Source organism: Streptomyces sp. NPDC050433, assembly GCF_044458565.1.
Classification (GTDB): Bacteria; Actinomycetota; Actinomycetes; order Streptomycetales; family Streptomycetaceae; genus Streptomyces.
This window is the reverse complement of sequence record NZ_JBITIB010000023.1, coordinates 98,025-112,861: the sequence shown is the minus strand read 5'-3', so window position 1 is coordinate 112,861 and position 14,837 is coordinate 98,025. Positions and strand designations below refer to the sequence as shown.

Annotated in this window: 13 protein-coding genes and 2 tRNA genes; 10 read left to right on the top strand and 5 right to left on the bottom strand. The window is 69.7% G+C overall.

What is annotated here, in order from left to right; genetic code table 11:
* Positions 1-98 precede the first annotated feature (98 nt).
* Positions 99-1,613 (bottom strand): helix-turn-helix domain-containing protein, encoded by a 1,515-nt coding sequence (locus tag ACIBLA_RS26380; RefSeq protein ID WP_399200079.1) that lies wholly within the window; start codon positions 1,611-1,613, stop codon positions 99-101.
* 188 nt (positions 1,614-1,801) lie between these two features.
* Between ACIBLA_RS26380 and ACIBLA_RS26375 the strand changes: the two genes are divergently transcribed.
* Together ACIBLA_RS26375 and ACIBLA_RS26370 are read left to right on the top strand one after the other, a co-directional pair.
* On the top strand, positions 1,802-2,290 hold the full coding sequence (locus ACIBLA_RS26375) for a ribose-5-phosphate isomerase (RefSeq protein WP_363242422.1): 489 nt from the start codon (positions 1,802-1,804) through the stop codon (positions 2,288-2,290).
* 97 nt (positions 2,291-2,387) lie between these two features.
* Positions 2,388-3,209, top strand: coding sequence for a DNA-formamidopyrimidine glycosylase family protein (locus ACIBLA_RS26370; RefSeq protein ID WP_363242421.1), 822 nt, complete (start codon positions 2,388-2,390; stop codon positions 3,207-3,209).
* Between the two features lie 20 nt (positions 3,210-3,229).
* On the opposite strand, the gene ACIBLA_RS26365 is transcribed toward ACIBLA_RS26370, so the two are convergent.
* Positions 3,230-4,483: a GNAT family N-acetyltransferase gene (locus ACIBLA_RS26365; RefSeq protein WP_399200078.1), complete on the bottom strand. Its 1,254-nt coding sequence runs from the start codon at positions 4,481-4,483 to the stop codon at positions 3,230-3,232.
* 107 nt (positions 4,484-4,590) lie between these two features.
* On the opposite strand from ACIBLA_RS26365, the gene ACIBLA_RS26360 reads away from it, so the two are divergent.
* Complete coding sequence (locus tag ACIBLA_RS26360) at positions 4,591-5,736, top strand: PP2C family protein-serine/threonine phosphatase (RefSeq protein ID WP_363242419.1); 1,146 nt, start codon at positions 4,591-4,593, stop codon at positions 5,734-5,736.
* Between the two features lie 132 nt (positions 5,737-5,868).
* Entirely contained in the window at positions 5,869-7,281 is a 1,413-nt protein-coding gene (locus ACIBLA_RS26355; protein WP_399200076.1) for an MFS transporter, read from the top strand.
* A gap of 219 nt (positions 7,282-7,500) precedes the next feature.
* On the opposite strand, the gene ACIBLA_RS26350 is transcribed toward ACIBLA_RS26355, so the two are convergent.
* Positions 7,501-8,703, bottom strand: a complete 1,203-nt coding sequence (locus ACIBLA_RS26350; RefSeq protein WP_363242417.1) for a cation:proton antiporter — start codon at positions 8,701-8,703, stop codon at positions 7,501-7,503.
* Positions 8,704-8,835: 132 nt separating this feature from the next.
* On the opposite strand from ACIBLA_RS26350, the gene ACIBLA_RS26345 reads away from it, so the two are divergent.
* Positions 8,836-9,282: an HD domain-containing protein gene (locus tag ACIBLA_RS26345; protein WP_363242416.1), complete on the top strand. Its 447-nt coding sequence runs from the start codon at positions 8,836-8,838 to the stop codon at positions 9,280-9,282.
* Here the strand turns inward: ACIBLA_RS26345 and ACIBLA_RS26340 are convergent.
* On the bottom strand, positions 9,262-10,449 hold the full coding sequence (locus ACIBLA_RS26340; protein ID WP_363242415.1) for an acyltransferase family protein: 1,188 nt from the start codon (positions 10,447-10,449) through the stop codon (positions 9,262-9,264). The two genes, ACIBLA_RS26345 and ACIBLA_RS26340, sit on opposite strands and share 21 nt — an antisense overlap.
* A gap of 456 nt (positions 10,450-10,905) precedes the next feature.
* Here ACIBLA_RS26340 and ACIBLA_RS26335 point away from each other — a divergent pair, with 456 nt between their 5' ends.
* Positions 10,906-11,100, top strand: coding sequence for a hypothetical protein (locus ACIBLA_RS26335; RefSeq protein WP_399200075.1), 195 nt, complete (start codon positions 10,906-10,908; stop codon positions 11,098-11,100).
* 84 nt (positions 11,101-11,184) lie between these two features.
* Here ACIBLA_RS26335 and ACIBLA_RS26330 read toward each other — a convergent pair.
* Positions 11,185-11,258: transfer RNA gene (locus ACIBLA_RS26330), tRNA-Gly, on the bottom strand.
* Between the two features lie 146 nt (positions 11,259-11,404).
* Between ACIBLA_RS26330 and ACIBLA_RS26325 the strand changes: the two genes are divergently transcribed.
* The 4 genes from ACIBLA_RS26325 to ACIBLA_RS26310 all read left to right on the top strand — a co-directional run bounded on the left by ACIBLA_RS26325 (position 11,405) and on the right by ACIBLA_RS26310 (position 14,709).
* Positions 11,405-11,481, top strand: a tRNA-Pro gene (locus ACIBLA_RS26325).
* A gap of 180 nt (positions 11,482-11,661) precedes the next feature.
* Complete coding sequence (gene tig, locus ACIBLA_RS26320; protein ID WP_363242413.1) at positions 11,662-13,095, top strand: trigger factor; 1,434 nt, start codon at positions 11,662-11,664, stop codon at positions 13,093-13,095.
* A gap of 271 nt (positions 13,096-13,366) precedes the next feature.
* Positions 13,367-13,972 carry an ATP-dependent Clp protease proteolytic subunit gene (locus ACIBLA_RS26315; protein ID WP_031231653.1) on the top strand — a complete coding sequence of 202 codons (606 nt, stop codon included), beginning with the start codon at positions 13,367-13,369 and terminating at the stop codon, positions 13,970-13,972.
* Between the two features lie 53 nt (positions 13,973-14,025).
* Entirely contained in the window at positions 14,026-14,709 is a 684-nt protein-coding gene (locus ACIBLA_RS26310; RefSeq protein WP_363242412.1) for an ATP-dependent Clp protease proteolytic subunit, read from the top strand.
* The last annotated feature ends 128 nt before the right edge of the window (positions 14,710-14,837 follow it).

The window sequence follows — 14,837 nt, the reverse complement described above, 5'->3', positions numbered from 1 at the left end:
GCTGTCGTCCCGGCCCCGCTGCCGCCGACGCCCACGGGGGTGGCGTGGGCGGCAGCCTGGCCGGTTGCTCCTTCGAGCCGCGCGGGGTGGCGCGGTGCTCAACCGGCGCGGACGTCGCTGATGTGCAGGGCGTGGACCACGTCGTGGACGCCGGTACCGGTGGTCAACAGGTCGAGCCCGAGGGCGGCTTCGGTCGCGCGCAGATGGGCGCGCACCGTGTTGCGGCTGATGCCCATGGCGCGGGCTGCGCGCTGGGCGTCGGTGTTGGCGTCGATCCACGCCCGAAGCGTGCGGCGATGCTGGGTGTCCAGGGGGCGGAGAACGGTCCCGGCCCAGGCGGCTGCGCGTTCGGTACCCAGCAACTCGTCCAGGGTGGGCGGCGGTTGACCGGCCTCGGCTTCGGGGTCCGCGCACGACCCGCTGAGGGCCAGGGCCAGGTGGACGGCGGCGCGCGAGCGGGCATCCGTGAGGTCCTGGCCGAGGGCGCCTCCCGCCCGTCGCAGGTGTGCGGCGACGGTGTTACGGCTGAGGCCGAGCAGACCGGCCACGGCGGACCGGGGCATGTTCAACGCCAGGCGGGTGATGTCCACACTGGTCTTCGGAACGGAGTCCAGGGGGCCCACGAGCGAGCGGGCCCAGTCGACGGCCGGCTGACGGGCGAGGACACCGTCCAGTGGGGTCTGGCCGTGGTAGGAGGCGACGCGGCTCGGAGCGGTGCGGGCGGCGGCCAGGGCGTGGGCGGCCTGACTGTACGCCTCGGCCGTCGCGCCGAGGGGGTGTGTGCCGCTGACTCCCAGCGCGTAGTGCGGATTGTCGCGTACCAGACGCCGCAGGATCTCTCCCTGCCGGTGGGCCCGGCCGCCGGGACCACTGGTCCCCGCGCCTTCGCCCGCACCCTCGTCATCAGCGATGAGACAGATCAAGTGTTCTTTGAAGATGGGGCATTGGACCATGAGATTCGGACCGTGATAGCCGGAAGGATCCTGATGGGCTCGGGAGATCCGGTCCCGCTCGGGCGGCGGGCAGTGCAGCAGATGGACCCGCAGCCCGCCGGCGTCGAGCAGGGGTGGGACGGCGCCTGCCGTCATCCGCCGCGCCAGCAGCGGTTCACCGGCCAACAGCGCCTGTAGCACGGCGAATCGGAGCTGGCGCGCCTTGTCCTGATACGCACGCCAGGTCCGCTCGCTGCTCTCGGCATGGCGTAGCAGGGTCAGCACCGTGCCGACGTGCGAGGTCAGCGCGACCGCCTCCGGGGTCGGCTCCGAGGAGCCGGCCACCACCAGCACGGGGCGCGGCTCGTGCGCCCCAAGACCCTCGCAGCGCACCCGCAGCGCCCCGACTTCGGTGGCGGCCGTGTCCAGTTGTCCACCGGACAGTCGCGCGAGCAGGGGAGCGAGCGGAGTCAGTACGTCCGGCGGAAAGTTCTCCGTCGACGACTCCACCCGGCCCGCGCCGTCCGCGATCAACGCCACGTGCGCCCCGGTCTGCCGGTGCAGCCATTCGAGAACCTTGCCTGTCTCCGGATCGGTCCCACGTGACGCCTGCCGCCTCACCTCACGCAGGAGTCCGTCCAACTGCCCGACCGGCTGGCGCCCCTCCGTTCCTTCCCCCACTGCGCACCCTCTCCATCAGCATGTTCCGCTGTCGCGCGGGGCTCCATGCCCATCTCAGCCTAGGTCTCCGGCCCCGCAGGGTGGTTGGCGGGACGGGCAGCGATATCTGACATCCGTCGTCCTGTACGGGTACGGCACTCCCGACCCCGGAGCGCTCCGCACCGCGTCCGACGTGCCACACTTCGGCCATGCGCGTGTATCTCGGCTCCGACCATGCCGGCTTCGAACTCAAGAACCACCTCGTCGAATGGCTCACGGCCCACGGCCACGAGCCCGTCGACTGCGGTCCGCACATCTACGACGCCCAGGACGACTATCCGCCGTTCTGCCTGCGCGCCGCGGAGCGGACGGCGGCCGACCCGGCGGCCCTCGGCATCGTGATCGGCGGCTCCGGCAACGGCGAGCAGATGGCGGCGAACAAGGTGAAGGGCGTGCGCGCCGCGCTCGTCTGGAACGAGCAGACCGCGGCGCTCAGCCGCGAGCACAACGACGCGAACGTGATCTCCATCGGCGGCCGGATGCACAGCCAGTCCGAGTCGACGAAGTTCGTGGAGATCTTCCTCGCCACCCCGTACACGGGAGAGGAGCGGCACGCGCGCCGGATCGAGATGCTGGCGGCGTACGAGACGACGGGCGAACTGCCCCCGATCCCCGCGCACCACCCCAAGCAGGACTGAACCCGGCCGCCCGTCCGGAACGGAACAGCGGCACGGTGCCGCCGGGCGTGGGCCCGGCGGCACCGCCATGTCACCCCGCACGCTTCAAGGAGACGCCGTGCCCGAGGGGCATACGATCCACCGCCTCGCCGAGGACCTGACCGACCGCTTCGCCACGGCCCCGGTACGCGTCAGCAGCCCGCAGGGCCGGTTCACCGAGAGCGCGGCGCTCGTCGACGGACGGGTGACGGCCGGTGCGAGCGCCCACGGGAAACATCTCTTCCTCGGCTTCGAGGGCAACGGCTGGATCCATGTCCACCTCGGCCTGTTCGGCAAGGTCGCGATCGGCGACACCCCCGCCCCGCCGCCCACCGACACCGTCCGGCTGCGGCTGCTCAACGACACGTCGTACATGGAGCTGCGCGGCCCCACCACCTGCGCGCTGATCACCGACCCCGAGAAGCAGGCGATACACGACCGGCTCGGCCCCGACCCGCTTCGCCCGCCCGAGGCGCCCGGCAACGACCCGGAGCGCGCGTGGGCCCGGATCTCCCGCTCCCGCACCACCGTCGCCGCTCTGCTCATGGACCAGAAGATCATCGCGGGCGTCGGCAACGTCTACCGGGCCGAGGTCCTGTTCCGGCACGGCATCGACCCGTACCGCGCGGGCCGCGACCTCACCCGCGCCGAGTGGGACGCGATCTGGACCGACCTCGTCGCGCTGATGCGCGAGGGCGTGAAGCACAACCGCATCGACACCGTACGGCCCGAGCATCTGCCCGAGGCGATGGGCCGCGCGCCGCGCGTGGACGACCACGGCGGTGAGGTGTACGTCTACCGGCGCGCGACGATGCCGTGCCATCTGTGCGGCAGCGAGATCCGTACGGCGCCCCTGGTGGCCCGCAACCTGTTCTGGTGCCCCGGCTGCCAGAAGGCCTGAGTGCCGGGGACCTTCGGCTCTCAGAAGCCGTGCGGCAGCCACGGCGCGACCGGCGAGACGAACGCGGCCGAAGCCTCCGCCAGCGCGCCGGGCCGCAGTTCACGTACGAGCCCCGCCCGCGCGAGCGCCGCCGGCGAGATGTCGCCCAGATACATCGAGGCCAACTCCCGTACGGAGAGCGACAGATCGGCCGCGTCCGCCGTCCGCTCGCACGACGCGCCCTTCTCGTCGCCGGTCAGCCGCCAACGCCCCTCGTTCCAGGGGCAGAACGCGTCGTCCACCTCGAACACCACATCCACCGGCGCCTGATACGTCCGCGCCGCGAGCGCCGCACCCAGCTCCACCAGCCGTACGTACAGCGAGTCCCGCACACGGATGTTGGCGCGCCGGACGTCGGAGACGAGGAACTGGAACGGGTCGTCCACAGGCAGATTCGACACACTCACCGTCGACGTGAGATCGATCTCACCGAGGAAGCGCCACATTGTGGCGTACGCCACCGGGTCCAGGGCCGCCACCTGATCGATCACGACCGTGCCCTTGGGCCCCGCCGCATCCCACTCGGGCTTGATGCGGTAGAGCGCGTACCCCACCGTCTCCGCCCCGTCGCCCTCGCCACGCCGCGCGACCACGCACTGGAGGGCGGAGGCGCCCTCGCGGATCTCCGGCGGGTCGATCAGCATGGTCCGGTCCCAGCCGGGCCGGCGCTCCAGCATGCCGGGGCGGGTCGCGACCAGTCGCGCGTACACGGACTCGACCGGCTCAAGCGCGTCGGCCAGCTCGACGAATCGCAGCCGTACCGCCTGCGTACCGGTGTCGTCGGCCGGCACCCGGAACGAGACGCGCGAGGTGTCGATCTCGGCGCTCAACTGCCGTGTCCCGGCGCCGTATCCGAACCGGCCGTAGATCGCGGGCTCCGACGCGGTCAACAGCGCGAGCGGCTGACCCCACGAGCGGACGTCGTCCAACTGCCGCCGCATCATGGACGTGAGGATCCCGCGCCGCCGGTGCGTCGCCGCGACGCTCACCATCGTCACGCCCGCCGCGGACACCACGTTGCCGCCCGGCACCGTGAGCCCGAAGGTGAAGGCCCCCGCGGTCGCCACCCACTCGTCGCCGTCCCGGACGCCGATGGAGCGTTCGTACTCCGTCACCGACCGCCATGCCTCACGCTGCTCGGCGGCAGAGCTGAGCGCCCCGCCGAAGGCTCTCTCCAACGTCCCGAACCAGCTGTCCCATTCGGAGGCTTCGAGTACGCGCAAGTCTGTGGTCACATGCCATCAGTACCAGGACGTGGGCGGTCAAGGCGACCCGATATCGAACGCAATGTCACAGGGGTCCCCTGCACGCCGGGCCCGCTGATGGATAGGGTCCAACGACAATGGCCGGTGGCGCGAAAGCGGATTCGTACACGGCCCGGATGCGCAAGTCGCTGCACCGGGCCCGAAGTGCCGTGCGCAAGTCCGGAGTCGACTACTTCCGGGGCGACGGCTCGGACTGGATCGCCCTCGTCGGACTGCTCCTGACCGTGCCGGGAATCGCCATCGCCACGATGGCGGTGCCGGTCTGGTTCGCGCCGTCCGCGCTGGTCCTGCCGATCGTTGCCGGGGGACTGCTGCTGCGGCCCTCCAGCCTGCTCACGCTGTACGCCGCCGCCGCGACCGCGCTGATCGTCGAATCGCTCGTCCTCGGCCCGTACGACCAGGGGCCGGCCACGGTGACGCCGGGCACCGTGCTGGTGGTGGCGGCCTGCGGGCTCTTCGGGCTGCTGATCGCGCAGTTCAGGGCCCGCGTCGGGGTGCCGTGGCGGCGCGGCGGCACGATGCTCTTCGACCTGCGCGAACGAATCCGGGTGCAGAGCGCCCTGCCGCACCTGCCGAGAGGCTGGCACCGCGAGATGGCGCTGCGGCCGGCCGGCGGCCAGTCCTTCTCCGGCGACTTCGTCGTCGCGGCCCGCACCAACGGGGGCCGCACGCTCGAAGTCGTCCTCACGGACGTCTCGGGCAAGGGCATGGACGCGGGCTCCCGCGCGCTGCTGCTGTCCGGCGCGTTCGGCGGCCTGCTCGGCTCACTCCCGCCGCACGGCTTCCTGCCGGCCGCCAACGGCTATCTGCTCCGCCAGGACTGGGACGAGGGCTTCGCGACCTCGATCCACCTCGTCCTGGACCTCGAATCGGGCGAGTACGAACTGCTCTCGGCGGGCCACCTGCCCGCGCTCCAACTCCACGCGGGCAGCGGCCGATGGGAGGAGATGGCGGCCGAGGGCCCGCTGCTCGGCGTCTACGACGGCGCGGAGTTCGACCCGGTGAAGGGGGCCCTGCTGCCGGGCGACGTGCTGATGCTGTTCACGGACGGCCTGGTCGAGGCATCGGGCCGCGACCTCAGCGAGGGCATCGACCGCCTTTCGGGCGAGGCGGACCGCTACGTCGCGGCGGGCTTCGACGGCGCGGCCTGGCACCTGATCGAGGCGGTGGCGAAGCACGTGAACGACGACAGGGCGCTGCTGCTGATCTGCCGCGAGGGTTAGGCGTGTCCAACGCGGGGCGCGGCGCGCGCGACGGCCGGCTTGGGGGCTCGGTCCGCCTTCCGATCGCACGCACCGAGGTGGCAACTGCGACCCCCGCGTGCGGACGGCGCCATTCGTCGGACACTGCCTGACGTGCGGGCGGGGCGGAGTGGGGCGGACGGGCCTGACACGTCGATCGCGTCCGACGGGTCGGGTGGGTCCGGCGGAACGGGCCAACCCGCCGAGGCCGAGCGGCCGATCGGACAGGCCGCATCGGACGGGCCGACCGCGCCGGGCGGGCCGGCCCAGCGGACGGTCCCGACGACCGGCCCGTCCGGACGGTCGCTCGGGCGGTCCTTCGCGTGGCTCTGGGCGGCGTACGCGGCCAGCGCGTTCGGCACACGGTTCGCCTTCGACGCGTTCACCCTGATCGCGATCCTTGTCCTGCACGTCGGCCCCACTCAGGTGTCGCTGCTCGCCGCCACCGGGCTCGCGGTCGGTGCGGCGGTGGCGGTGCCGCTCGGGCCGTGGGTGGAGTTCCGCCGCAAGCGGCCCGTGATGGTGGCGATGGACCTGATCCGGTTCGCGGCGCTGCTGAGCGTCCCCGCCACGTACGCCCTCGGGGCGCTCAGCTTCGCCCAACTCCTCCTCGTGTCGGTCGTCGTCGCCGCGGCCGACATCACCTTCACGGCCGCGAGCGGCGCCTACCTGAAGTGGCTCGTACGCCCGGAGGACCTGCTCGTCGCGAACGGCCGCTTCGAGTCCACGACTTGGACCGCCACCGTCCTGGGCCCACCGGTCGGCGGCGTCGCGATAGGTCTGTTCGGCCCGCTGACGACCGTCGTGGCCAACGCGGTCAGCCATCTCGTCTCCGCCGCGGGTATCCAGGCGATCGGCGGGCGGGAGCCGCGCCCGGTGCGCACCGGCGACCGGCGGTTCCGCGCCGCCGACGTGCTCGAAGGATGGCGGTACATCCTGACCCACCCGGCCCTGCGCCCGCTGTTCCTCAACACGGTCCTCGTCAACGCACTGATCATGGCGCCCGCGCCGCTGCTCGCCTTCCTGATGCTCGGCCCGCTCGGGTACGCCCCCTGGCAGTACGCCGTCGCGTTCGCGGTGCCCTGCGTCGGCGGCATCATCGGCTCACGCCTCGCCCCGCCCCTCGTCGCCCGGTTCGGCCGTCACCGGGTCATGCTCACCGCCGGCACCCTGCGCGCGTGCTGGCCGCTCGCCCTGGCCTTCGTGGGGCCCGGACCCGGCGGGCTGGTGCTCGTCATCACGGTCGAGCTGGGACTGATCACCTGCATCGGCGTGTTCAACCCGGTGTACGCCACGTACCGGCTGGAACAGACTCCGACGGACCGCGTCGTCCGCATGCTGTCGGCGTGGTCGGTCACGGGCAAGACCACCACCGCGGCTCTGACCGCCCTGTGGGGCCTGCTGGCCGCCGTCACGGGACCCCGTACGGCGATCGCGCTCGCCGGCCTCCTGCTGCTGATCACCCCGGTCCTGCTGCTGAGGCAGGACTACGCGCCGAAGCACGTGCCGGAGGGCCGAAAATCTTAGGCCGTGTCTGACAAATAGCGCCGTCCGCCCTTGGGGCGGGGCGCGCGGCGTCCGGTGCGTGCGATCGCAAGGCGGAGGATCTCCCTCGTACTGGGCGTACTCGGATGCCTTCGAGAACGCTGACAACGCGGCGAGCGTGCGTGCCGGGCGTCGCGCGCCAGGCGGGATTTGTCAGACACGGCCTAGGGGCGGCGCCCTCCGGCACCGCCCCCACACCCGTCAGGCGCCCGACGTCTTCGCCAGCGACAGTTCACCGTCCGAGGAGCCGGACGCACCGCCGCCACCCCGACCACCCGGCAGCACCCGCCCCAGCCAGTGCGACTTGGCCGCCGCCAGGGGGCCGAGGACCGCGAGGATCAGGACGTACCCCGCGATGAACGGCGCCAGGCGCTCGTCCAGCGCCGCGCCCGCCGCCATCGTCGCGAGGATCAGCGCGAACTCGCCGCGCGCGACCAGCGTCGTCGCGATGTTCGCCGCCGGGTCCGACCCGAAGCGGTAGACGCGCGCGGCCACCAGCCCGGCCACGATGTTCATCGTCAGCGTCACGGCGACGGCGGCCAGCACCGGCCAGAGCACCGTCGGCAGGTCGCCGGGGTTGATGGACAGCCCGAACGCGAAGAAGAAGATGGCGCCGAACGCGTCCCGCAGCGGGTGGACGAGCGTACGGATCCGGTCCCCGGAGGTCGTACTGCCCAGCATCAGACCGACCATGAACGCACCGATCGCGTCCGCGACACCGAACCACTCGGAGACCCCGGCCATGAAGACCGCGGCGCCCAGGAAGGAGATGACGAGCAGTTCGTCGTCCTTCGTGTGGATGAGGCGGCCGATGACCTTCTTGCCGAAGCGGGCCGCCAGCGCGAGCAGCAGCAGGAACCCGAACGCCTTCCCGCCGTCGGTCATCGCGGCGGAGAGGCTGTCGGCGCCGGACAGGATCGGCTGGAGCGCGGCCAGGTAGAGCGCCAGGAAGATGTCCTCGACGACGATGATCCCGAGAATGGGCTTGGTCTCGGGATTCCCGATACGGCCCAGGTCGACCAGGATCTTCGTGACGATCGCGGACGAGGAGATACCGAGCACACCGGCGAGGACCAGTGCCTCGGACGTGCCCCAGCCGAGCGCGAAGCCGAAGCCGAGCCCGGCGCCCACGTTCAGCGCGAGATAGGCGCCGCCGGCGAGGGCCATCTTGCGCCCGCCCGCCTTCAGGTCGTCCAGATGGAATTCGAGACCGAGGTAGAAGAGCAGCAGTACGAGGCCGAGGGCCGACAGCATCTCCAGCTCGTGCGGGTCGGAGACGAGCACGATGCCGGGTGTGTGGGGGCCGAGCAGGATTCCGGCCAGGATGAACAGCGGGATCGTGGGCAGCTCGATCCGGCTGCCGAGACGGGCGAGGAGAGCGGCGGCGAGGAAGGCGCCGCCCATGGCTATGAGCGTGTCTGCGTGTCCGATGGGACCGTTCCTCCATCAAGTCAAAGGCGCGTCAAGGAAGCGTCAGTAATTAGTTTACCAAACGATTTACCTTGCAACTTTTGGCCTATCCATGGAGTGCGGCACATGAGGTATCTCAGCCTGGCCGAGGTGGAGTTCATCGCCCGCGAGGCCCATGCGACCCAGACCGACAAGGCGGGTCGGCCGTATGCGGAGCACCTTCAGGCGGTCGCCGACGGGGTGAGGGCGCGGGGCGGCTCGGACGAGCAGATCGCGGCGGCCTGGCTGCACGACTCCGTCGAGGACGGCGCGCTCTCCCGCGACTGGCTCGACGCCGCCGCGCTGCCGGGCCCGGTCAAGGACATGGTCCTCGCCGTGACGAAGATCAAGGGCGAGGACACCGTCACGTACACCCGCCGCATCCTCGCCACTCCGGGCGCGCTCCTCGTCAAAGAGTCGGACCTGGCGCACAACGCGGATCCGGGCCGCCTCGCCGTGCTGGACGAGGCGACCCGGATCAGGCTGACCGAGAAGTACGCGGAGGTACGGCGGCTACTTGCCCTTCCCCGCTGACTGCCGGGGGTCCTGCCGGAACGCCCACGTCATCTCCGGCTCCATCGTGAAGCGGAAGAGGCGCCGCACCGGCGGTGTGCACAGCAGCGTCATCGCGGCGCCCGCGAGCAGCGTCAGGAAGACCTTGCCGGCCGGCTCGTTCAGCCAGACGTTCGTGTCGAAGATCCCGCTGTAGACGGCGCCCTTGACCAGGAAGCCGTGCAGCAGATAGCCGCAGATCGTCCCCGTGCCGAGTGCGGTGAACCACATCTTGCGGCGCGGCACCCACGCCAGGAACGCGGCCGTCAGCACCACCGAGGTGCCGAACAGCGCGAACGTCATGACGACGCCGATCCACCACGGTGCCCCCTGATCCTGCGCCGCGCTGTTGTGGTAGAACCACGCGTTCTGCATCCGTACGGCCGCCCAGTACGCGAAGACGAGCGCGCCCGCGAAGACCGGCACGGCCAGCAGCCTGACCTCACGCCGGCGGACCAGCTGGAAGTGCTCGGGCTTGAGGAGGAGCCCGAGTACGAACAGCGGCAGGAACTGCAGTACGCGCTGGAGATTGAGGTCCTCGCCGATATTCGGCGTGAAGGAGGCGAGGGCGGCGATACCGAGGGCGACCGGCAGCGGATGGCGCAGCGACAGCCAGATCGGGGTGGTCAGCCGCCAGATGAACAACGCGGCCAGGAACCAGGTGAGGTACCAGGGGTCGAGCAGGCTGATCGGGTGGCCCGGATCGTTCGTGACCCGCTTGAACAGCGAGTAGGCCACCTCGAAGACGATGTACGGGACGGCGATCCCGGTCAGCAGGCGTCTGATCTGGTGCGGGCGGCCGGTGTAACTCCGGGAGAAATAGCCGGAGATGATGATGAACGCCGGCATGTGGAACGAGTAGACGACCATGTAGAGCGCCTTGGTCGCCCGGCTGCCCTCCATCACCGGCTCCCAGGCGTGGCCGATGGCGACCAGCACGATGGCCAGATACTTCGCGTTGTCGAAGAACGCGTCTCGCTTCGTGGACGTCTTGGCCGTGGGGGGCGTGGACTTCGCGGAATCCTGAGGGGTCCGTACAGGGGTTTCGGCCACAGCGGCCGATGCGGTCTGTGCCGTTGGGGGGATGGGATCCAACTCCCGCGAGTGCGGGAGCGGCGTCCTCTCATATCCGTGCGGAGCGTGGGACATCTGATTAACCCTAGCCCCGCGCAATGCGATGAGTAAAACCTTCCTGGCCCACTGGGGTGTTGGGCACCGAAACAGTCGCCCACCGGTAGATATGCCCCTGTTAATACCCCTTAAATGGGGCATATCATCAGGGTGTGGCGCTCAATATGACTCCGCGTGAATTCAATGGCAGAGCTGCTCGGGAGCCGCCTCGAATTAGCTGTGAAGGAGCTGTGAGCGCAAGGGAATGATCACGCTGAATTCCCTCCGCATTTATCCGCCCGCACGGCCTCTCCCGGCCCCGGCCGGGCTCTGATCCCGCACGCCGGAGGGGCGGTTGGCGTGATCCTTACCTCGATGATTCGTCACGGACCCACACCTGGGGGGATGTTGGTGGCACGATGGGCGGAGCGGGTATGTGCGAGGCCGTGAGCTCCCGCGGCCGGCAGGGCGGACCGACCGAGGGTGTGATCAGTTGTGGCCATTTCACTGTCTGTGGTGGTGCTGTTGGCGATAGTCCTCGTGGTACTGATCCGGGGAGGCTCCCTGAAGGCCGGCCCGGCCGTCGTGGCGGTCCTGTTCGGCTTCTTCCTGGCGTCCACGGACATGGCGCCGTCCGTCAACAAATTCATGAACTCGCTGGCGGAGACGATCAGCCAGATCAGCTTCTAGCGCGCCGCCCGCGTTCGGCGGCGCGCACCCAACGCAGCAGGGCCAGTCCGGAGGTTGACCCCTCCGACCTGGCCCTGAGCGATATGGAGCGGGCGACGGGAATCGAACCCGCGTAGCTAGTTTGGAAGACTAGGGCTCTACCATTGAGCTACGCCCGCACGCGCCGCAGGTCACGTGGACCGCGGTACGGGAAACATCGTAGCGGGTCGACGGCGTCCCACGCACACCACATCCTCGCCGGATCCCCGCCGGTAAACGGGTCCGGAGTACCGCTCGCGGGCATGTACCCTACGTGTCGCACCGACGGGGTGTGGCGCAGCTTGGTAGCGCGTCCGCTTTGGGAGCGGAAGGTCGTCGGTTCGAATCCGGCCACCCCGACCATCAGTAACCACGTGCCTGTTCATGATCGCGTTGTGGGCCTGATCCTGCTTGCGGCTACTATGCAAGCTGCGTGCCCGTGTGTCTGAAGAGACTGTGAAGAACCGGGCCGAATCCGCTGGTCCGCCGGAGTCACGGCGGGCGTAGCAGAACCTCAGAATCAGCCACCAAGGAGACCGAACCGTGAAGAGCGCCGTGGAGACCCTGAACCCGACCCGGGTTCGGCTCACTGTCGAGGTGCCCTTCGAGGAGCTCAAGGACAGCCTCGACGCGGCGTACAAGAAGATCAACGAGCAGGTCACGGTGAAGGGCTTCCGCAAGGGCAAGATCCCGGCCCGCGTCATCGACCAGCGGTTCGGCCGTGGAGCTGTGCTGGAGGAGGCCGTCAACGACGCCCTTCCCAAGTTCTACACGGAGGCCGTCAACGAGGGCGAGATCAATGTCCTCGGGCAGCCCGAGGTCGACATCAAGGAGCTGAAGGACGGCGAGCTGCTGTCCTTCACCGCCGAGGTCGACATCCGCCCCGTCATCGAGATCCCGGACTACACCGGCATCGAGGTCACGGTCGACGCCGTCGACGTGTCGGAGGAGGACGTCGACAAGTCCGTCGACGAGCTGCGTGAGCGCTTCGCCTCCACCAACCCCGTGGAGCGCGCCGCCGCCGAGGGCGACGTCGTGACGATCGACCTTGAGGCCAAGGTCGACGGTGAGGTCCTGGAGGACGGCGTCGCGAGCGCCGTGCAGTACACCATCGGCTCCGGTGAGCTGCTCGACGGCATCGACGAGGCCGTGACCGGCCTGGAGGCCGGCGGCGAGGCCACCTTCACCTCCCAGCTCAAGGGCGGCACCGCCGAGGGCAAGGACGCCGAGGTCTCCGTCAAGGTCACCCAGGTCGCCTCCCGCGAGCTGCCCGACCTGGACGACGACTTCGCGCAGATGGCGAGCGAGTTCGACACCCTGGACGAGCTGAAGGCGGACAGCCGCAAGCGTCTCGGCAGCATGAAGCAGTACGACCAGGCCACCCAGGCCCAGGAGCGCGTCCTCGACGAGCTGCTGAAGCTGGCCGAGGTCCCGATCCCCGAGAAGCTTCTCGAGGACGAGATCAAGACGCGTAAGCACAACCTTGAGCACCACCAGCTCGGTCAGATGGGCCTCGACCTTCCGAAGTACCTGGAGATCCAGGGCAAGACGGAGGAGGAGTTCGACGAGGAGACCAAGGAGCAGGCGGTCAAGGGCATCAAGACCCAGTTCATCCTCGACGAGCTGGTCAACAAGGAGAAGCTGAACGTGAACCAGGAGGAGCTGACCGAGCACCTCATGCGTCGCGCGCAGTCCTCCGGCATGTCCCCCGACCAGTTCGCGCAGGCGGTCGTCGAAGGCGGCCAGGTGCCGATGCTCGTCGGCGAGGTCGCCCGCGGCAAGGCGCTCGCCGTGGTCGTCGAGGCTGCCAAGGTGACGGACACCAACGGTGAGGTCGTCGACCTGGAGGACGACGAGACGGAGGACGAGACCGCCGAGACGGTCGAGGCGTCCTCCGACGAGGCCGACGCCCCCGCCGACGCCCCCGCCGCCGACGCCAAGGCCGACGACAAGGCCGACACCAAGAACGAGGGCTGAGCGTCCCCGCTCGACCGGATCCCCGGGCCCCGGACGCGACTCGCGCCCGGGGCCCGCCCCGTTCCCTGCCACAAGCCCGTACGCCGCACGTTGCCACGACCCAACTACCTTGCGCTGCCAGCGAACAGTCCAGGAAGCGGGATGGCGCCCGCCGACCAGCGCGTTAGGGTCCATGAATACGAGGGATGGGGTCTCCCCCGTCCCCCGGAACGAAAGACGCTGAGACGGCCGGAGCCGTCAGAGACGAGCAGGTGGATACGTGACGAATCTGATGCCTTACGCCGCCGGTGAGCCGTCCCTCGGTGGTGGCCTCGGCGACCAGGTCTACAGCCGACTGCTCGGTGAGCGGATCATCTTCCTCGGCCAGCAGGTCGACGACGACATCGCCAACAAGATCACCGCACAGCTCCTCCTCCTCGCGGCCGAGCCCGAGAAGGACATCTACCTCTACATCAACAGCCCCGGTGGTTCCGTCACGGCGGGCATGGCGGTCTACGACACCATGCAGTACATCCCGAACGACGTCGTGACCATCGGCATGGGCATGGCGGCCTCCATGGGCCAGTTCCTGCTGACCGGCGGCACCGCCGGCAAGCGCTTCGCGCTGCCCAACACCGACATCCTCATGCACCAGGGCTCCGCGGGCCTCGGCGGCACCGCCTCCGACATCAAGATCCAGGCCGAGCAGCTGCTCCGTACGAAGAAGCGCATGGCCGAGATCACCGCCCGCCACACGGGCCAGACCGAAGAGACCATCATCCGCGACGGTGACCGCGACCGCTGGTTCACCGCCGAGGAGGCCGTGTCCTACGGAATCATCGACGAGATCATCTCCGCTGCTTCGGGTGTGCCGGGCGGCGGCGGCACCGGCGCCTGAGGGTGGCAGTCACGCCCCGGACCGGCCACGTCAGCCCATCGAACGCCATCAGGATGGTGAACACCCCTATGAACAACAACCCCGGCGTCTCCGCGAGCGGCCTCTACACCGGCCCTCAGGTGGACAACCGCTATGTCATCCCGCGCTTCGTGGAGCGCACCTCGCAGGGCGTACGCGAGTACGACCCGTACGCGAAGCTCTTCGAGGAGCGCGTGATCTTCCTCGGTGTCCAGATCGACGACGCGTCGGCCAACGACGTCATGGCGCAGCTGCTGTGCCTGGAGTCCATGGACCCCGACCGTGACATCTCGATCTACATCAACAGCCCCGGCGGCTCGATGACGGCTCTCACCGCCATCTACGACACGATGCAGTTCGTGAAGCCGGACATCCAGACGGTCTGCATGGGCCAGGCCGCCTCCGCGGCGGCGGTCCTGCTCGCGGCCGGCACGGCGGGCAAGCGCCTGGCCCTGCCGAACGCGCGCGTCCTGATCCACCAGCCGTCCAGCCAGACCGGCCGTGAGCAGCTCTCCGACCTGGAGATCGCGGCCAACGAGATCCTGCGCATGCGCGCGCAGCTCGAGGAGATGCTCGCCAAGCACTCCACGACGCCGATCGAGAAGGTCCGCGACGACATCGAGCGCGACAAGATCCTGACCGCCGAGGACGCCCTCGCGTACGGTCTGGTCGACCAGATCGTCTCGACCCGTAAGACCACGGCGGCGGCAGCGGCCTGACCCGTCCGGTGCCCTTGGCGCGGTGCGCGCGGTCTCACGTCCACGTGAACCGTGCCAAGGGGGGCCCGTACGGGGGGCCAGGCAAGGTACCGTCGGGTATGAGGCACAGGAGCCGCTGAACCAAGCTG